The sequence below is a fragment of the Rufibacter sp. JT3400010 genome (assembly GCF_054956755.1).
Genome location: NZ_JBUDXA010000018.1, coordinates 100,399 through 119,032, shown reverse-complemented (window position 1 = coordinate 119,032; position 18,634 = coordinate 100,399). Strand labels below are relative to the sequence as shown.

14 protein-coding genes and 1 tRNA gene are annotated in these 18,634 nt (G+C 50.0%); 10 read left to right on the top strand and 5 right to left on the bottom strand.

All coding sequences use genetic code 11. The annotated features are described in order from the left end of the window. Nucleotides 1–342: 342 nt before the first annotated feature. The 4 genes from ACY0JR_RS15770 (at nt 343) to map (ending at nt 7,535) form a co-directional block, all read left to right on the top strand. Nucleotides 343–1,503 carry an MFS transporter gene (locus tag ACY0JR_RS15770; RefSeq protein WP_462635079.1) on the top strand — a complete coding sequence of 387 codons (1,161 nt, stop codon included), beginning with the start codon at nt 343–345 and terminating at the stop codon, nt 1,501–1,503. A 172-nt stretch (nt 1,504–1,675) separates the two neighbouring features. After that, nucleotides 1,676–3,619 (top strand): type I pullulanase, encoded by a 1,944-nt coding sequence (gene pulA, locus ACY0JR_RS15765; RefSeq protein WP_462635078.1) that lies wholly within the window; start codon nt 1,676–1,678, stop codon nt 3,617–3,619. A gap of 374 nt (nt 3,620–3,993) precedes the next feature. Further along, nucleotides 3,994–6,330: a GAF domain-containing protein gene (locus ACY0JR_RS15760; RefSeq protein ID WP_462635077.1), complete on the top strand. Its 2,337-nt coding sequence runs from the start codon at nt 3,994–3,996 to the stop codon at nt 6,328–6,330. Nucleotides 6,331–6,770: 440 nt separating this feature from the next. Then, complete coding sequence (gene map / locus ACY0JR_RS15755) at nt 6,771–7,535, top strand: type I methionyl aminopeptidase (protein WP_462635076.1); 765 nt, start codon at nt 6,771–6,773, stop codon at nt 7,533–7,535. Between the two features lie 207 nt (nt 7,536–7,742). On the opposite strand, the gene fabV is transcribed toward map, so the two are convergent. After that, nucleotides 7,743–8,933 (bottom strand): enoyl-ACP reductase FabV, encoded by a 1,191-nt coding sequence (fabV, locus tag ACY0JR_RS15750; RefSeq protein ID WP_462635075.1) that lies wholly within the window; start codon nt 8,931–8,933, stop codon nt 7,743–7,745. A gap of 139 nt (nt 8,934–9,072) precedes the next feature. Next, nucleotides 9,073–9,798, bottom strand: a complete 726-nt coding sequence (locus ACY0JR_RS15745) for a phosphatase PAP2 family protein (protein ID WP_462635074.1) — start codon at nt 9,796–9,798, stop codon at nt 9,073–9,075. Between the two features lie 124 nt (nt 9,799–9,922). Here ACY0JR_RS15745 and ACY0JR_RS15740 point away from each other — a divergent pair, with 124 nt between their 5' ends. Continuing rightward, a complete protein-coding gene (locus ACY0JR_RS15740; RefSeq protein ID WP_462635073.1) occupies nt 9,923–10,177 on the top strand; it encodes a hypothetical protein in 255 nt (84 codons plus the stop codon). 53 nt (nt 10,178–10,230) lie between these two features. Here ACY0JR_RS15740 and ACY0JR_RS15735 read toward each other — a convergent pair whose 3' ends face one another. The 3 genes from ACY0JR_RS15735 to ACY0JR_RS15725 form a co-directional block, all read right to left on the bottom strand. After that, nucleotides 10,231–10,683, bottom strand: coding sequence for a hypothetical protein (locus ACY0JR_RS15735; RefSeq protein ID WP_462635072.1), 453 nt, complete (start codon nt 10,681–10,683; stop codon nt 10,231–10,233). Nucleotides 10,684–10,894: 211 nt separating this feature from the next. Further along, a tRNA-Leu gene (locus ACY0JR_RS15730) sits at nt 10,895–10,976 on the bottom strand. 89 nt (nt 10,977–11,065) lie between these two features. Next, nucleotides 11,066–11,785: a phosphatase PAP2 family protein gene (locus ACY0JR_RS15725; RefSeq protein ID WP_462635071.1), complete on the bottom strand. Its 720-nt coding sequence runs from the start codon at nt 11,783–11,785 to the stop codon at nt 11,066–11,068. 166 nt (nt 11,786–11,951) lie between these two features. On the opposite strand from ACY0JR_RS15725, the gene ACY0JR_RS15720 reads away from it, so the two are divergent. The 5 genes from ACY0JR_RS15720 to ACY0JR_RS15700 all read left to right on the top strand — a co-directional run bounded on the left by ACY0JR_RS15720 (nt 11,952) and on the right by ACY0JR_RS15700 (nt 18,333). Beyond that, entirely contained in the window at nt 11,952–12,446 is a 495-nt protein-coding gene (locus ACY0JR_RS15720) for a CinA family protein (RefSeq protein WP_462635070.1), read from the top strand. Between the two features lie 344 nt (nt 12,447–12,790). Continuing rightward, nucleotides 12,791–13,471, top strand: coding sequence for a class I SAM-dependent methyltransferase (locus tag ACY0JR_RS15715; RefSeq protein ID WP_462635069.1), 681 nt, complete (start codon nt 12,791–12,793; stop codon nt 13,469–13,471). Between the two features lie 491 nt (nt 13,472–13,962). Next, nucleotides 13,963–15,792 carry a M61 family metallopeptidase gene (locus ACY0JR_RS15710; RefSeq protein ID WP_462635068.1) on the top strand — a complete coding sequence of 610 codons (1,830 nt, stop codon included), beginning with the start codon at nt 13,963–13,965 and terminating at the stop codon, nt 15,790–15,792. A gap of 267 nt (nt 15,793–16,059) precedes the next feature. After that, nucleotides 16,060–16,665 (top strand): hypothetical protein, encoded by a 606-nt coding sequence (locus ACY0JR_RS15705; RefSeq protein ID WP_462635067.1) that lies wholly within the window; start codon nt 16,060–16,062, stop codon nt 16,663–16,665. Nucleotides 16,666–16,860: 195 nt separating this feature from the next. Continuing rightward, a complete protein-coding gene (locus ACY0JR_RS15700; protein WP_462635066.1) occupies nt 16,861–18,333 on the top strand; it encodes a sodium:solute symporter in 1,473 nt (490 codons plus the stop codon). Nucleotides 18,334–18,634 lie beyond the last annotated feature (301 nt).

Below are 18,634 nucleotides of genomic sequence, written 5' to 3'. Positions count from 1 at the left end.
CGGGATGCGAGCGAGGGTTTTGATTTCTAGCCAGTTAAGTTTGTGTGCAGTTTTGAAAAGGGAGCTGATAAAGGATTGTTGGTGATAACACCAACAATGGCACGTATCCAGACAAGCTGATTTTAGGTCTCTTTTAATAAAACTGCCGCTAAACAAAACCCATCCAAAGAAGCTGCCTTCTCCTGAGCACATCAGAACAAGGCAGCTTCTTTTTTTCTCTCAGGCAAAGAAGGAATGCGTACGCCGGTACAGGGTAACGAGGTACGGCGATCATGGTAGAAATTGCCCATTCATAGTTCCTTCCCGTACAATGTTGTATTTTTGCCCGAATACCGTTTATACATGCTTTTTACCGCTTCCCTCCCCGTTTCCCGAAAAGCCCACAGAATTGCCGTTGCCACCTTGTTTTTCCTGCAGGGACTTTGTTTTTCCAGTTGGGGCTCCCGCATTCCTACCATTCAACAGAAACTGCATCTGTCAGAAGCCCAACTGGGGGCCGTGCTCTTCGCCTTGCCAGTGGGGCTTATGCTTTCTTTGCCATTCACGGGCTGGCTAACCTCAAAGATTGGCAGCCGAAAAGTGGTGACCATTGCTTTGCTGATCTACAGCATCACCCTGGTACTGATTGGCATGAGCCAAAGCACCCTGCACCTCACGTTGGTGTTGTTCCTGTTCGGGTTTGCGAGCAACATGGCCAATATCTCGGTGAATACCCAAGCCGTGGGCGTTGAGAGTCTGTACAGCAAGTCTATTATGGCTTCGTTTCACGGGTTGTGGAGTCTGGCAGGCTTTGTGGGCGCGGCCATTGGCACTTTTATGATTGGCGCTAAGGTAGAACCGCTGCAACACTTTTTGCTCATTATGGCCCTAGTCATGGCGGGAGTGGCTATAGCGTACCACTATGCGTTCCCCAAAGACCCGCCGGCACCGGCAAACCAACCGCTGTTTGTGAAACCAGACAAGTCGTTGATGGGCTTGGGCATCATTGCGTTTTGCTCGCTTATCTGTGAAGGCGCCATGTTTGACTGGAGCGGGGTCTATTTCCAGAAAGTAGTGGGGGCCGAAAAAGCCTGGGTGGCCGCCGGGTACACGGCTTTTATGAGCACCATGGCGTTCACCCGCTTCATTGCCGACTGGCTTACCTCTAAACTGGGCCTGAAACGGGTACTGCAACTGAGCGGCACCTTAACGGCGGTAGGCTATACCATTTCTGTCCTTTTCCCGTCTTTAATCACCGCCATTCTGGGGTTTCTGCTGGTGGGCGCGGGTGTGTCTGCCGTGGTGCCGTTGGTGTATGGAGTGGCAGGTAAATCCAAAACCATGGCCCCAAGCATGGCCCTTGCCGCCGTTTCTACCATCGGCTTTGCCGGATTTCTGGTAGGCCCACCATTAATTGGTTTACTGGCGGGTATCAGCAGTTTGCGACTTTCTTTTGCCGCTATTGCACTAATGGGCGTGAGTGTCGCCATCCTTTCCAGCCGCATCAAAACGGAAGAAGAATAGACCCTTTATGGAGTGGCTTTTAGCGGTTTAGTAAGCGTTCTCTTCGGGCACAGCAGGTTCAGGAATATTATGCTTAGTTTAGGCTTTTCGTTTATGCTGTGTCTGTTGCTTTTCGCCTGTTTTCATGAAATGCCATAAGATTCTTTCAATATCCTTTAGCTTCTTTTACCTGATGAGCGCTGTTACCGTTTGGGCCCAGACCCGGGAGTTTGAGCAATACCCTACCCCCACCGAGGCCAACCTCTGGACGGAGTACACTCCTAAAAGTACCACGTTCAAGCTTTGGTCGCCGGTGGCGCAGGAAGTGGTGGTCAAGCTCTATGAAGCAGGCAACGGGGGCACGGCGCGTGAAAAGCTGTCCATGCAGAAAGGCGAGAAAGGCGTTTGGCAGCTCACCGTCCAGAAAAACCTCAAAGGCGTTTACTACACTTATCAGATCAAAGCAGATCACCACTGGCTTAACGAGACGCCCGGCATCTATGCCACCGCCGTGGGGGTGAACGGCCAACGGGCCATGGTGTTGGACATGGCTTCCACCAACCCCAGAGGCTGGGCCAACGACAAAGGCCCCGAAGTGAAAACCATGAACGAAGTGGTGTTGTGGGAAGCCCACGTGCGCGACATCACCTCTCACCCATCGTCGGGGAGTTCTAAACCGGGCAAGTTTCTGGGCTTGGTAGAGCCGAGGACCAAAAACTCAGACGGTTTACCCACTGGCATAGACCACATCAAGCAACTTGGTGTCACACACATTCACCTGCTGCCTGCCTTTGATTACCGCTCCATTGACGAGGCTGCTTTGGATACACCTCAGTTCAACTGGGGCTATGATCCGCAGAACTACAACGTACCCGAAGGCTCCTATTCCTCAGATCCTTTCAAGGCCGAGGTCCGCATCAAGGAGTTTAAGCAGATGGTGCAGGGCTTCCATAAGCGTGGCCTGGGTGTGGTCATGGATGTGGTGTACAACCACACCGGCCTCACCAAAGGCTCCAACTTCAACCTGGAATTCCCAGACTATTACTACCGCCATACACCCGATGGGAAATATTCAGACGCTTCGGCCTGCGGAAACGAGACCGCCAGCGAGCGCGCCATGGTGCGTAAATTCATTATTGAGTCCTGCAAATTCTGGGCGCGGGAATACCACGTAGACGGATTTCGATTTGATCTGATGGCCATCCATGACCTGGAAACCATGAACCAACTCTCGGCCGAACTCAAAAAGATTAACCCCAACATCATCATCTACGGCGAAGGCTGGACCGCTGGCAGCAGCCCCCTCCCCGACCACGCCAAAGCTCTCAAAGCCAATACCCACCAACTCAGCCATATCGGGGCTTTTTCAGACGATATAAGAGATGCGATCAAAGGCTCTGTATTTGACGAAAAAGCCAAAGGATTTGTGAACGGCGCGGCGGATACGGAAGAAACACTCAAGTTTGGCGTAGTGGGCAGCACTTCACACCCACAGGTAGACATGGCCAAGGTGAACCACACCAAAGCTCCCTGGGCCCGCGAGCCTTGGCAAGCCATCTCATACGTGTCCTGCCATGACAACCTCACCTTGTTTGACAAACTGAAAGCCTCCAGCGAAAACGCCACTCCTGAGCAGCTGAAGAAAATGCACCTGCTCTCCAACGCCATTGTACTGACCTCACAAGGCACGGCTTTTCTGCACGCGGGCGTGGAAATGATGCGCACTAAAAACGGCGAGCACAACAGCTACAACCTACCAGACGCCATTAACCAAATCAACTGGAACTGGAAAGCCGAGCACCCCAAGGTGTTCACGTACTACAAAAATCTCATCGCGCTACGCAAAGCCCACCCCGCCTTCTGGATGCCCACCACACAACAGGTAAACCAACACCTGGAATTTATTACTACAGAACCTGGCCTGGTCGGTTATCAACTCAAAGACCACGCCCACGGCGATTCTTGGCAAAACATTCTGGTCTACTACAATGCCCGCGAAACCGCCGCTGAAATATCCCTCACCGGAGAATGGAAAGTAGCCGCCCAGGGAGAAACTATCAAACTGAAAGGTGGCAAAAAAGTCAAAGGCACCGTGGCGGTTCCACCGGTTTCTATGCTTATTCTGTATCAGGAGTAAAGTCTGGTTCTTGGCTTTTCAGCCTAATTTCTAGGAATCAGCCCTAAAACAGAACTACGTTGCACACACCGCTGTGCGTAGAGTTAGCGGCAGCGCTCTACGCACCACCGGACAGCCAATCTCCCGATTGGCGTTACGGAACGGCATTGGCACAGACACTCGTAGGACCTTCGGGCACTACGAGGTCTTTTGAGCAGGCGGTTCAGCTTTGACAGACAGAAACACCCCTCCTATTTTAGGAGGGGTGCCCGAAGGACAGAGTGGTCAACACGCTTTGTCAAGCCTATTTCCCGTAAATCAGACTAGAAACACCAGCCTAACTGGCACGCACTGTTTTTGTATCTGACCTACTTTTTTTCCGTTTAAAGACCTGTATGGGATCTAACGATTATCAAATTAGTGTTGCTTCTTTTCCGTTCAAGGCACAGCTGAGCCTGAAACCAATCATTACCTACTGGCAGCAGTTTCAGGATAACTGCAAAAGCAGCTTCACGCTGAGTGCGCAGGAAATTGGCCGGCAGGTGCAAGAAATGCCGGAACTTCTGGAACCCATTACAGATCTTACTTCCCTGGGCGAGCAGCACCATTGCCTCATAGACATGCTTATGACCGCCATTTTTCCGCCGGCTACGCATGAGTCAGAGGCCAGTGGGGCGGTAGGGCCGCAATATGATGCCAGTTTTTACCACACGCCGCCGTTCAAGCAAATTATTCTCAATGACAGTAACCAACTGAAACGGCCGCTGAATATTGACAATCACCGCATGCTTTTCAACCGGGTGCGCATGGTGTATCTTCTCATTCTGGAGAAATTCTACCACGTACAGGTGCCACATGAAGAGTTCCTGATCTATACCGTGCCAGATTACCAATTGGGGCTCTACCGCCACTACAATGTGGTTTTGAATACCCAATTTCTGGACATAACCCTTACGCAAGCCTTGCCCGCGCTCAGCGAAGAAGACATTCAGACCATGCTGGACAACATCCGGGACATGGATATCTGGATGGCGTTGCTGCCGCCCCAAAATTTTGAGATAAGCGGGTTCTACATCATGAACCTGCTGGACGTCACCGACCAGGAAGTACTTTCTTCGCTTAAAAACGATTTGCTGGAGCGTGATGTCATGTTAGCGCCTGATAGGTTTGAGCAATTGCAGGAGAAAATCAGAATCCTCTTTAAGCGGCCGCACCTGCAGTTGGGCGTGGCGGCGTTCCATAAAAACAAAAGCGCGTTCGTCAACTTCGGCAATAAGATTAACCACAGCTTTTTGCTGCAGAGTGAGATTACCAGTTCCAGCTACGCTGGTTTTAAGGCTATTTATGATGAACTGGTGCGGGACGGCCACCCATTGGTGATCAAGAATGTGGAAACAACTACCCAGTTACCGGCAGGCGTACGGGAAGAAATGCTGAGCATGGGCATCCGGAATATCGTATTGGCCCTGCTGCGCTACGGCGATGACCCCATTGGGATTCTGGAACTGGGTTCTCCTAACGCCGGCGACTTAGACAACTTCGCCATTGCCAAAGTAGAGCAGTTTCTGCCGCTATTCTCGGTAGCGGTAAACCGAAACTCCGAAGAAATTGAGGCGCGGGTACAGTCGGTGATACGGGAGAAATTCACGGCCATTCATCCGGTGTTGGAGTGGCGTTTCAGGGAAGCGGCCATGAACCTGCTGGACAAGATCAACACCTCCCCCATTGCGCCCACGCCCGAGATGGAGCCCATTGTTTTCCCAGACGTGTACCCTCTTTATGCCGTGGCCGATGTACGCAGTTCCAGCACTGAACGGAACACCGCTATTCTGGGCGATTTGATGGAACACCTGCAACTGGCGGAACGGGTCTTGACGAAAGCTGTGGAAGTACATTCTCTGCCTATTCTGGATGAACTGCGCTTCTCCATTTCCAAACACTTACGCCAGCTTCAGGACGGCGTGCTGGTGCAGGACGGCATCCTGATCTTTGAGACCCTGCGTTCTCAGGTAGAGCCTATGTTTCAGTTCCTGGAAGATACGCACCCCGAGTTGCTGGAACATATACAGGACTATCGCAATGCCATGGACCCTGAACTGGGCATTCTGTACAAACGCCGCAAAGCCTTTGAAGAGAGCCTCACGCGCATTAATGAAACCATCTCAGAATATGTAGAGCAGCAGGAACTAGCCGCCCAGGAAATGTACCCGCACTACTTTGAGCGGTTCGTAACCGATGGCGTGGAGTTCAACATTTACGTAGGCCAGTCCTTGGTAGAAAACCAGCCGTTTGATCTGATGTTCCTCCGCAACCTGCGCCTCTGGCAGTTAATGGTAATTTGCGAAGTAGCCCGCCGTACGCAAGCCCTCAAACCCAAGCTGAAAGTCCCGCTGGAAACCACTCAATTGATTCTGATCCATAGCCAGCCTTTGGCCATCCGATTCCGGCAAGACGAGCGCAAATTTGACGTAGACGGTGCCTACAACATCCGGTATGAGATTGTGAAGAAACGCATTGACAAAGCCTTGGTGCGAGACACCGAAGAGCGTCTTACTCAACCCGGTAAAATCGCGATTGTTTATTCACAGGCCCGCGAAGCCAATGAGTACCTGGAGTACATAGAATACCTCCAAAACAAAGGAGTCTTAACCGAAAACGTGGAACAATTACAGGTGGAAGACCTCCAGGGCGTAAGCGGCCTGAAAGCCCTGCGCGTGCAGATTAAGTGCTGAGTTTATTGAATGAGTGATTGAGAGATTGAATGAATGAGAGAATGTGGATTGGATTGAATATAACTTGTTTCAATTCCGCTCCTTCGCAACAAGACTACACCTACCTTGAACACCGGAAAGTCTCCTTCTGGGAGGGGTTAGCATCAATACAGCGGCGGTAAACCTTTGGAAGAAGTTTGGTTTTGAAATCATCGATACTACGCCAAAAGGATTTCGGCACAAAGAGTTGGGACTAGTGGACACGTTTATTATGTTTAAGCAATTACTAGCAGATTGATAAACTACCGCTCACAACGGCTTGGCAAAAGCAGAGCTAACGAACATAAGCTTAACTTTATATCTTTATTCAACTGCGGTAAAACTGTAGAAAGACGGAAGACGATGCCCCTGCCCTCGCCAAGCCGTTTCACGTTAAAAAGTAAAGACTTAAAATATCCGTTATGTCAATAACAAAAGAAGCTGAGCTTATTGGAGTGCAGAGAATAAGCGAAATTGTTGCCGTTGTCCTCAAAGAAATGAGGAACTATGCGGCATCTGGCATGTCAACTAAAGAACTGGACAACTTTGGCGGACAACTACTCCTGAAATATGGTGCAAAATCAGCACCGGCCTTGGCTTATAATTTTCCGGGTTGGACCTGCATTAGCGTAAACAATGAAATTGCCCATGGAATACCTTCTGCCACCAAAATCATGCAAGAAGGTGATTTGATTAACATTGATGTTTCTGCAGAACTTGATGGGTATTGGGCTGACAACGGGGGTTCATTTGTCTTAGGACAAGATGTAAACAACCATCAACCTCTGGTGGATGCTTCCAAAAGAATTCTTAAGAAAGCCATCAACAACATTCAAAGCGGAGTTCGAATTGCGGACATTGGAAGGCTTATTGAAAGTGAAGCCAGAAAGTCGGGATTTAAAGTAATTAAGAACTTAACCGGGCATGGCATTGGAAGAAAACTACATGAGGAACCGCATGAAATAGCGAACTATTACGATAAATATAATATAAACAGATTTAGAAAAAACTCAGTGGTAGCCATTGAGACGTTTATATCTACCAATTCCACTATTGCAAATACCCTAAAGGATGGGTGGACCTTAGTTGGCAACAAAGGAGGATATGTAACCCAACATGAACATACCATAGTGGTGACAGATGGAAAACCTATCATCCTGACCGAAATGAATGAAGTTTGGAGCTGATGAAAGCTTAAACTGGTGCTAACCACGAGTGATTACTCCCTCCGTAGGTATTGCTTACACAAACACGTTAACGGTAGTAAAAACAGATTTAGCCTTAAAATGAAAAAAGGACCTTGTAAACGAACTCAAACGGCGCTTTAAAGCCTATCTAGTTCGTCCACAAGGTCCTTTCAGGATAACAGTAGAGTAAATTTACCCTTAAACAGCTTACACCAAGCCTGGCACGTCCACTACTTCGTTCACATCTTTTTCGTAATCTACTCCAGCCACTTCAAAGCCGAACAAGTTGAAGAAATCAGTTTTGTAACCGTTTAGGTCGCCAATGGTTGGTAGGGTTTCGGTGGTGGCTTGCTCCCAGAGGGCCGCTACTTCCGCCTGCACATCGTCGCGCATTTCCCAGTCATCAATCCTGATCCGGCCTTTCTCGTCTACTGCCACGTCACTGCCGGTGTAGAGTCTTTCCTGGAACAAACGCTGGATCTGCTCAATGGTACCTTCATGAATTCCTTTCGATTTCATTACTTTGTACAGCAAAGAAATGTACAACGGAATTACAGGAATAGCCGAACTAGCCTGCGTTACCAAGGCCTTGTTCACCGACACGTACGCTTTTCCGTTCAGGTCTTGAAGAGAATCTGTGATGGCGAAAGCGGTGGCTTCCAGATGGTCTTTGGCGCGGCCAATGGTGCCTTTGCGGTACACAGCCTCAGTGAGGGCTGGCCCTATGTAAGAATAGGCAACGGTAGTGGCACCGGGAGCCAGCAAATCAGCGGCTTTTAAAGCGTCTATCCACATGGCCCAGTCTTCGCCACCCATCACGGCCACGGTGTTTTCAATATCTTCTTCAGAAGCGGGTGTAATGCTTACCTCAGAAACGTTGCCGGTATGGAAATCTACGGTTTTGTTAGTGAAGGTCTGCCCTATTGGTTTCAGCACTGAGTTGTGCACCACCCCGGTTTTAGGGTGTACTCTACGCGGCGAGGCCAAGCTGTAAATCACCAGGTCCACCTGGCCTAAATCGGTTTTAATTAGGTCCAGCGTTTTCTGCTTTATTTCGTCTGAAAAGGCGTCGCCGTTGATGCTTTTGGCGTAGAGACCGGCTTCATGGGCCTGTTTCTCAAACGCGGCAGTGTTGTACCAACCCGGTGAGCCCGGTTTGCCTTCCGCCGATGGTTTCTCAAAGTAGACCCCAATAGTGGCGGCGTTAGCTCCAAAAGCGCTGGTGATTCTGGAGGCCAGGCCAAAGCCGGTAGAAGCGCCTAAGACTAATACCCTTTTAGGTCCGTCTACAGACCCTTTGGATTTCACATAGTTAATCTGGTTCACTACATTCTGTTCGCATCCTTCAGGATGGGCGGTTAGGCAGATAAAGCCGCGTACTCTGGGCGTAATAATCATATAAGGCTGGTTTAACAGTTAAATCAGTTGAAAGGAATGACTGTTGCAGACGTAAATTTGCAATTTTATTTACAAAACCCACCAGAAAGACTTCTTTAGAGCGCTCTCCAGCTCTTTCAAGGCGCTGTTTTCTTCAGGGCTATTCATTCGGGCTTGAACCCTCCACCTGCTTTTCCACCTTCCGGCCCAGCCGTTGCTGCAGTTTATTTAGCAGGTAAATTGCGATAATGAGCCAGAAAACTCCCGCTGCCCATCCGGCCAGCACATCTGACGCGTAATGCACATTCAGGTACACCCGGCTGAAGCCGATGAGTAAGATCCAGATTCCAATTAAAATACAGATCAGCCATTTAAGCCAGACCTGCCGCACGTTGGTCCAGACCAGGTACACCAGCAAACCCCAGAATGCACCGCCAATCATGGCGTGCCCGCTGGGGAAACTATTACCGTTCACCTGTAGAAAGGCCGTTTCGGGCCGAGGACGGGCGAAGAAAAGTTTCATGCTCTGGTTAAACAGCGTAGTGGTAGCGGCAATGGCAATAATCTTAAGGGAGTAAAAGCGCCATTTCTTGAAAATCAGGAAAACGAACGCCAGCCCCAGCGACCCGAAAATGAGAAAATTCTTAGACCCAAAAAACGTGACAAAGTACATGGCCTGGGTGGTCTGGGGCGTAGTAATTTCTTTGGCCAGGGCAAAGGCCGCCTGGTCCAAGTCTTTTTCCTGCTCTACAAACACCACCGTGGCCATCCAGAAAAACAGGAACGCGGAGCCCACAAACACCAGCCACGCAACAACCATCTCCAGCGTAATTACCGCCAGAAACGTACCCGCTTTTTTACCTGTCTGTTCTCCGTTTTCCTGCATAAGCTCCTGAGTTGTTCCTCCGTTTGTACGCAGGAACCCCCATCGTAAGATACAAGTCACGTTGAACCACAGAACTGAAGTAAATGGGAAAATCCAGCATGCCGTCTTGCAGCGTATATGCAGCATGTTGTACCTCCTGGGTTTCCTTTATCTGGATTTCGCGGCCCGCGCCGATTACCTGCACGCGCATGGCCGTCTTATAGCCAGCAGAACCGAAGGGGAGTTTGAAGTACAACTATACTGGACCCCAAATTTCTTTGCCGAGGTCTATTTCTCCACGGTTCATCACCGAAGCGAGAAAATAAGCGCCATCATTGAGAAACCCTCTTTTGAAGGTTACCTGGAGCAGATTACCTTGCCTCAGTTGCTGCAGCAATAAGCCGTAAACCGCTTTACAGGCAGGAGTCCATCATCAAAGGTTAGAAAAGCCAATTAATATCTAAAAGCCTTCACCGACAGGTAGGAGTCCAGCAGGTGCGTGTCAAGGTCGTATTTGTGGTTATAAAGCGACAATTCCAAGCTTTTTCCCTTCATCTCCCCAACAATGCTAGCGGTGCACTGGCAGCCGCTGTCTGAGAAGTATCCATAGAGGCTGTCCTTGGCCGCCGATATCTTTAGATTTCTCCTGAGTTGCTTTCCATTGGGTAAAATCATGGTCACGCTCAGCTTCTTTCTGTCTTGTCCATCCCGGAAGATGGAAATGAACACATCTGAGTAGGAAGTGTCTTTCCTGACCCCAGCCAGACTTTTGGGCTCGTAGTTTTCCTCAGCCACCGCACTGTAGGAGCCTACATATTTGGCCGCATAGTCCTGGTCTGCCTCCTCTTTGCAGGAAGCAAGAAGAACACCAACGGTTAGAAAGAGGCACAACCATCTATTTTTCATGCATTTTGTAGAAATCAGCTTAAAAACGCTATAAAGCTTGGGCTACTCCCCACTCTTCCTGCCAGACCTAAGACATCAGCTTAAAGCGGCATTTCCTGGTAAATTCCTGACCGATCTTGAGGTTGCAGCCATTTTACTTAAAACTCACCCCAATATAAAAGAAAAAGGCCTTATAACTGCTTACGTTACAAGGCCTTTTCTATTCTAATTGTGCGCTGGGGGAGAGTCGAACTCCCACGCCCGAAAGCGCTGCCACCTGAAGACAGTGCGTCTACCAATTTCGCCACCAGCGCATCAAATATCCCTTTATTGCTTTAGGGAGCACAAAACTACTACTTTTTCTTTAATTGCAAACCCTCGTTAAAAAATTTGAAGCAAAAATTTATGGCAAGAGTGGTTCCTCCCCTTTCACCACGGGGTGCAGGTTGCGCTTAGAGAATTTCTCCATGCGGTTCAACACAAAGAGCGCCAGAATAACCCACCCCAACCCGGCGGCCAGCCCAGCTAGCACATCGGTGGCGTAGTGCACGTGCAGGTAGACCCGGCTAAAGCCGATGAACAGAATGAGCAGCGCCAGCAGCGTAATCAGTAGAAAGCGCCAGGCGGTTTCCTCTACGCTCTTCCAAACCAAGTAAATCAGCAGGCCATAAAAAGAAGCGCTAATCATGGCGTGCCCGCTGGGGAAACTAAGGCCATAGGAATCTACCAGGTGCGGGACCAGCGGCCGGGGCCGGTTGAACAGGTACTTCAGAATTAAGTTAAGCGTAATGCTGCCCACCGCAATTACCGGCACTTTGAGGGAGTACCATTTGTGTTTCTTCACAAACAGAAAATACCCAATGAGCATGAGCCCCGCGCCCGAAATGAAATTGCGCGAAGCCAGAAACGTAATGCCTTTGATAAACTCCGTGAGCGTAGGGTTGGCGCGCTCATCGGCCCAAGCGAAAGCCCGGCTGTCTAATTGCAGCTCACGGCCCGGCAGCACTTCTTTGGCTAGCCAGAAAAACAACACCAAACATAGAATGAATACCGACCAGGTGACTACCAACTCCACCGTAAACAAAGCAGTACCCGCCACAATTTTCCTCAGTCTTTTTCTCATAATGTCTCTTTCAGGAGCCTGCCGTTTGTGGCTTTTTTCCAGAAAACGGGCTTTTAACAACAAGATTCCTAAAATACGTAAGGGTTATGGTTGGTGTTGGGAATGCCCCTCAAGGCAACCCCCCTCGTTAAAAACAGTATGACGCACATAGGCTAACATCAATCCCATGAAACCAGACGAACTGACTCAACTCATTCTAAAGCTGAAAGATAAGAACCTCACCCTGGCTTTCGCCGAAAGCTGTACCGCCGGTAGCCTGGCCGCCGCCGTGAGTGAAGCCACTGGCACCACAGATGTTTTTCTGGGCAGCATGGTCACGTATAGTGAACTAGCCAAAACCAAAGTACTGGGCGTCAAAGCCGAAACCCTCAAACTCTACACCGCCGAGAGCCAGCAAACCACCAATGAAATGGTACAGGGCCTCCACAAGCTCCTGAAAGCCGATGTCTGCGTAGCCGTGACCGGCTTGTTCGGACAAGGCGCCTCCGAAACCGCCGAGAAACCCATTGGCACCACCTTCGTGTCTATCCTTTTTAAAGAGAAAGTAGAGGAATACCGCCAGGTCTTCAAAGGCGATGCCCAGAAAATGCGCCAACAAACCGAGGATTTCATCTTCAACAAACTGAACGATACGGTAGACCGGCATTTCCAGCATCAGTAATCTTGCTCTGGGGTTTGGCAAACGCGTTTACAAGCACTTCTCAGAAAAACAGCTTATAAACGCTTTCATTTCCCCTCGCTCGCCTCTGGCGGATGTGGGCTACCTGTTGCGTCCCGCTGTTACACAACTTTTAATTGTGTTTTAGTGATAATCTAGACTGTAGTTCCGGCGAGTCTGGAGACTCGCTTCATCTCAAGTCACGAGACTAGAATCTCGCGCCAGTTTTGAGCCAGTTTTGTAGAAACCTGTGCAGATGCGAGTTAGGGGCCTTGTACTTTACAGAAGCGTTTTTAGCCCTACTTTTACAAAAACACCACCAGAACGGCATTTTTCCTACCCCTTACATGCAGCCACCCTCCGTCCCAGACTTCAACCTGATTGCTCCGGTGTATGATGCGCTGGCGCAACTGGTGTATGGGAAGGCCCAGAAGAAGGCGCAGGCACATTTCCTTTCTGCCATTCCGACAGGAGCGCGGGTGCTGGTCTTGGGTGGGGGCAGCGGCTGGGTCTTGACGGAACTGCTTCAGAAAAGCGCCCCAGCGTATGTGTTGTACCTGGAGCCCTCCGCCAAAATGCTGCAAAAAGCCAAAGTCAGGTTCACCCAAATTTCGGCCGCCGCTGAAGTGGAATTCCGGTTAGGAACCCAAATGGATCTTTTGCCTCAGGAAACGTTTCACGTGGTGCTCACCCCTTTCGTGCTAGACCTGTTCACGCCAGAAGAAGCACTAGCAATCATGCAGCGACTTTCCCTCGCATTACGTTCCAACGGCCTCTGGCTGCACACCGATTTTCATGCAGTTCCGGCCCTTCCTTTCTGGCAGAAGATTTTGCTATGGGGCATGTACCGGTTCTTTGGATTGATCAGTCATATCTCAGCCAAAAGCCTACCACCGTTTGATAGCCTATTTCAGAAAGTCGGCTTTAAAACGCAACAGTACGCTTTTTACTTCCATAACTTTATTAGAGCACAGGTACTGCAAAAGCCGATTGCCCCGCCTTTAAGAACGAATATTCCTCTTTCATAATTTTTGTACTTCCAAGGAATGTAGTGGAACACCAGAACCTACCCCTCCGAGGAGGAGAATACGCTCTTGCAGTAGAAAGCATTGCGTGAAAGAGACAAGGCAGTGCCTGGTCTCTACAAGATAACATCACTACCTTTTCTGCTACTTTCCCCAATTCCAGTCTTTCCCGAGCGCGCCTCGCTTTTGGCCCTAGAAAAGCAAAACTAAGAGCAAAGGACACTTCAGGCCGAAAGGGCAGTGCGAGAGGGAAAGACGGGGCCTCGCGGCCGTGAGCGCTTATCATCAAAGATGAAACAACACAGCATTTGAACCCACGTGAAAAACGGCCAAGCCAAGGGAACAGGCAAACTGCATGCACAAACCAATCTCACGCCAAAAGCATAAGACTCCATCCACCTTACCCCTCAGAAATCTATTAAAAAGAACTAATTAAACCCAGAGTGGTAGTATTTGCCTTTCATGTGTAACTTGGGGGTTGAAACATCCCTCCCATGAAGAAACTCTTCACGGCCTTCGCCCTGGCGGCGTTGGCATGCGCTTCTCCTGCCCTGGCGCAACAGAGCGTCAAGTACCAGGTAACTTTTGAGAATGCGGTCCACCACGAGGCCTCCGTCACAGCTACGTTTAAAGGCGTGACCACCCCGGTCCTGGAAATACGCATGGCACGCTCCTCGCCCGGACGATACGCCTTACATGAATTCGCCAAGAATGTGTACAACGTACAGGTCACCGATGGGCAAGGCCGCACGCTGGCCGTGAACCGCCCCAACCTGCACCAGTGGAATGTCTCGGGCCATGATGGAACCGTTACCGTGAAATATACTTTGTTTGCGGACCACCCCGATGGCACGTATGCTGGCGTGAACCTCAGCCACGCGCACTTAAATGCCCCGGCTACTTTCATGTACGCTAACGGGTTGGAGAAAGCGCCTATTCAACTCACGTTCACGCCTCCGGCCGGACAGAACTGGACGGCCGCTACCCAATTGAAGCGTGAAACCGCCCCGCTCACTTTCTCGGCCCCCGATTTCCAGTACCTCATGGACAGCCCCACCGAGCTAGCCAATTTGGAGTGGCGCGAATGGACGGTGCAGGAAAAAGGACGTACCCAGAAAATACGAATAGGACTGCACCACAAGGGCACCCAACAGCAACTGGACGAGTACACCCAGCGCGCCAAACGCATTGTAGCCGAAGCGCAGGCGGTGTATGGCGAACTCCCGGCCTTTGATTACGGCGAATACACGTTTATTGCCTGTTACCTGCCCGGCACCCCCGGCGATGGCATGGAGCATCGCAACTCTACCGTGATCACCAGTTCCCGGTCCCTGGAAACCGGCATGAACCCCAATCTGGGCACCTTGTCGCATGAGTTTTTCCATGCCTGGAACGTGGAGCGTATTCGTCCCCAGAGCCTGGAGCCTTTTAATTTCGCGGATGCCAACATGAGCGGGGAGTTGTGGCTGGCCGAAGGTTTCACCAGTTACTATGGCACCTTGTTGATGGCCCGCGCTGGGGTTACGGCTGCCGCCGATTATCTGAAGAGTGCGGGTTACCCTATTTTATCGGTGATGATTTCTCCCGGAAAAGATTACTTCTCTCCGGTGGAGATGAGCATGCAGGCTCCGTTTGTAGATGCCTCCCGCTCCGTGGACCCTACCAACCGCACCAACACCTATATCTCTTATTACACCTACGGCAATGCCATTGGGATAGGGCTGGACTTCACCTTGCGCACCAAATTCAAGAACCTGACCTTAGATGATTACATGCGTCTGCTTTGGCAGCGCCATGGCAAACCCGAGAAACCCTACACCCTACCGGAGCTGGAGCGCGCCCTGGCCGACCTGACCAAAGACGCTGGTTTTGCCCAGGATTTCTTTAAAAGGCACATTTACGGCAAAGAGCCCCTTCCGTATGAGGCCTTGGCCCGGCAAATGGGCTTGGCATTCCAAACGTCACAGAAGGCAGTGCTGGGTTGGGAAGGACTTCGGTTCCAGAACGACCAAGCCACTCTTGCCCAGGGAACCTTCGCCAACAGCCCCCTCTACAAAGCAGGCCTGGACCGCGACGATGTGCTGTTAACCCTGAACGGACAAAAACTCTCCAGCCAAAAAACGCTGGACAGCCTTTTAACCCAACACAAACCCGGCGACCAGGTACAGGTAGAAGTACTTCAGCAAGGCACCAAGAAAACAGTACCGCTTACCTTAGCCCAAGACCCTGCATTAGAACTGGTGCCCCTGGAGAAAGTAAACAAAACCGTTCCCAAAGAGGCCAAAGCCCGGCGAGAAGCCTGGTTGGGTGCAAAAAGCAAGTAGCAAGTAATCTGAAGTATCTCGGAACTTGTGGGCGAACTAGAAAGGCGCTGAAGAAACGACCTTACAGTTTGCAAAATCCTTTCAGGATGACAAAGTGGTCTAGCCCTTCTTTCCAGAAAATGACGGCTAAACGAAGCTTGGTTAAACTATTGAGGCAAGTAGTTACGTTAAGTCTATAATTACTTTTAACTTAGTAGTATACCTGAAGAAGCAGGACCACTCCTTTTTCAGCGGTACTTTTCAACATACCAGATGTCAAACAAACTTATGATACGCAGTCTCCTGGTGTTACTGGTGTGTGCCGCAGCCTTACTACCTGGTCAGGCGCAGGAACTAGCGCGCACTTCTCCGCTGGATTCTCTTAAAGCCTCGGCTCCGTTTGTTCCACGGGTAAGCTATAGCCTGAATGCGGGCGCGGCTTTCAGTAATTTCGGGTCGTATTCGTATGTAGAGCCACAGGTGCGGTATCAGCTAACACCACGGGTGCAGGTGTTCAGCAGCCTGACCATGCTACAGACCTGGGGCGGACCTACTTTTAGAACTACTACCGGTGAAGGCACTTCCACGTTGATGAGCGCTGCCCCAGACCGGCAATACTTGCTGCACGTAGGCGGCTCTTACGCCATGAGCGAAAAACTTTTACTTAGCGGCAGCGTCTGGAAAGATTTGAACCCATCGGGGATGAATCGTTGGAACAACAACCCTTTTAAGTACGGGCGTCTTCCCAACCAGGGCTTCCAGTTTCAGGCCCAATACCAAGTAGCTCCTAATTTCACCGTATCAGGTGGCGTGCGGTACAGCAACGGTGCGAATACCAACTACTACGGTGGTTATCCCAGTGCCGGATTTAACTCACCATGGGGATACTGGTAGAATTAACTATTTTTAAAATTTATTAATAAGCCTTGCTACTTTTTGTAAGCAAGGCTTCTTTTTTATTTACCTTTCTTATTAAATTTATCAAAAACAAGGCATAAGCAAGGAAGGCGGCTTCAAACTGGTATCGTTTTTCCTTTATATTTGCCCAGCACCTAACCTGAGTATTTTCAAAAACCCTACCTTCGGCCCATGTCATCAACGCTCATCTTAGGCATCATTTGTGCCTATTTCTGCATCCTGATTCTTATCTCGTTTCTAACCAGTAAAAAGGGCGAATCTACAGACAGCTTCTTTCTAGCCAACCGGTCCTCGCCGTGGTATGTGGTGGCTTTTGGGATGATTGGGACTTCTTTGTCTGGGGTCACGTTTATCTCGGTGCCAGGCATGGTGGAAAACGCGCAGTTCTCTTACCTACAGCTTATTCTGGGCAACATGCTGGGGTACTTTGTGGTGGCGTTGGTGCTCATGCCGCTGTATTACCGGCTCAATCTGGTTTCCATTTACACGTATCTGGAGCAGCGCTTTGGGTATTGGTCTTATAAAACCGGGGCTGGTTTCTTTTTGCTTTCCAGAACGTTGGGTGCGGCGTTGCGCCTGTATCTGGTGACCGGCGTGCTGCAGTTAGCTGTGTTCGATAGCCTGGGTGTGCCGTTTGAAGTGACTGTTATCATCACCATTGGGCTAATCTGGGTGTACACGTTCCGAGGCGGCATGAAAACCATTATCTGGACCGATACTTTCCAGACGCTGGCCATGCTCATCTGCGTGGGCATTACCATCATCACCATTTCGCAGGACCTGAACCTTTCCTTCAATGGCATGGTGAACACCATCAGCGAAAGCAAATTCTCCCAAGTGTTCTTCTGGGACGTGAAAGATCCCCGTTATTTCTTCAAGCAGTTCTTCTCTGGGTTCTTCATCTCTATTGTGATGGTGGGGCTGGACCAAGACATGATGCAGAAAAACCTGAGCTGCAAAAACCTGAAAGAGGCCCAGAAAAACATGTTCTCGTTTACAGTCATCATCCTGTTTGTGAATATTCTGTTCCTGAGTTTAGGTGCTCTGTTGTACCTCTACGCCCAGTCTAAAGGTATTACGCTGCCCGAAAAAGGCGATAATGTGTTCCCGTTCCTGGCCCTCAACCATTTTTCGGCGTTCATGGGCATTGTGTTCATCTTGGGCATCACGGCCATTACTTACGCCTCCGCTGATTCCGCGCTGACGGCGCTCACCACTTCTTTCTGCGTTGACTTCCTGGATTTCAAAAACCGTCCTGAAACGGAGCGCGTCCGGCTGAAGAACTGGGTGCACTTAGCTTTCTCGGTCATCATGGCGGTGGTCATCATCATTTTCAAGATTGTCAACGATGAGAGCGTAGTGCAGGCGGTTTTCAAAGTAGCGGGCTACACCTACGGACCATTGCTGGGGCTTTACTCCTTTGGGGTATTTACCAACCGCCCCGTGCGAGACAACCTGGTGCCGTTAATCTGCGTGTTGGCTCCTATTCTTACCTACATCATCAGCCTTAACTCCGTGGATTGGTTCTGGGGTTATGAGTTCGGGTTTGAGGTCTTGATTTTGAACGGCTTCCTGACCTTCATGGGCTTGTATTCCGTTTCCAGAAAGAAGACCGAGTTTGTAGATGTGACGCAGAGTTACTAGCAGTAAGCAATCATTCTTTAGCCCTGCGCTTTTAGGCTAGTTTTACTAGAACAGCCTAAAAGCGCAGGTTTTTTTTGCTTAATTCCGGGGAAGTAATGCAAAAAAAACATCGCCCGCGTCTCGTGAGTGTGAGCTACCTGCACCCTCTGGCTGCTACAGGACATATATGTAAAGCGGCGAGACGCCGCAAGTAGCTCACACTCACGAGACGCGAGCGAGGAAATTTTTACGTTTCCAAGGCTACTCTTCTTTCTCTCAGCCAGCTTCCGGAAATCAGTTTTATAGCAGTTTTTCCAAAAGC

Excerpts from the sequence above, each read along its gene's own strand:
- ACY0JR_RS15760 (WP_462635077.1), top strand. The coding sequence starts at position 3,994 with ATGGGATCTAACGATTATCAAATTAGTGTTGCTTCTTTTCCGTTCAAG.
- ACY0JR_RS15725 (WP_462635071.1), bottom strand. The coding sequence starts at position 11,785 with ATGAGAAAAAGACTGAGGAAAATTGTGGCGGGTACTGCTTTGTTTACG.
- ACY0JR_RS15720 (WP_462635070.1), top strand. The coding sequence starts at position 11,952 with ATGAAACCAGACGAACTGACTCAACTCATTCTAAAGCTGAAAGATAAG.
- ACY0JR_RS15715 (WP_462635069.1), top strand. The coding sequence starts at position 12,791 with ATGCAGCCACCCTCCGTCCCAGACTTCAACCTGATTGCTCCGGTGTAT.
- ACY0JR_RS15700 (WP_462635066.1), top strand. The coding sequence starts at position 16,861 with ATGTCATCAACGCTCATCTTAGGCATCATTTGTGCCTATTTCTGCATC.
- ACY0JR_RS15745 (WP_462635074.1), bottom strand. The coding sequence starts at position 9,798 with ATGCAGGAAAACGGAGAACAGACAGGTAAAAAAGCGGGTACGTTTCTG.
- pulA (WP_462635078.1), top strand. The coding sequence starts at position 1,676 with ATGAGCGCTGTTACCGTTTGGGCCCAGACCCGGGAGTTTGAGCAATAC.
- ACY0JR_RS15770 (WP_462635079.1), top strand. The coding sequence starts at position 343 with ATGCTTTTTACCGCTTCCCTCCCCGTTTCCCGAAAAGCCCACAGAATT.
- ACY0JR_RS15705 (WP_462635067.1), top strand. The coding sequence starts at position 16,060 with ATGATACGCAGTCTCCTGGTGTTACTGGTGTGTGCCGCAGCCTTACTA.
- map (WP_462635076.1), top strand. The coding sequence starts at position 6,771 with ATGTCAATAACAAAAGAAGCTGAGCTTATTGGAGTGCAGAGAATAAGC.
- ACY0JR_RS15740 (WP_462635073.1), top strand. The coding sequence starts at position 9,923 with ATGTTGTACCTCCTGGGTTTCCTTTATCTGGATTTCGCGGCCCGCGCC.
- ACY0JR_RS15735 (WP_462635072.1), bottom strand. The coding sequence starts at position 10,683 with ATGAAAAATAGATGGTTGTGCCTCTTTCTAACCGTTGGTGTTCTTCTT.
- ACY0JR_RS15710 (WP_462635068.1), top strand. The coding sequence starts at position 13,963 with ATGAAGAAACTCTTCACGGCCTTCGCCCTGGCGGCGTTGGCATGCGCT.
- fabV (WP_462635075.1), bottom strand. The coding sequence starts at position 8,933 with ATGATTATTACGCCCAGAGTACGCGGCTTTATCTGCCTAACCGCCCAT.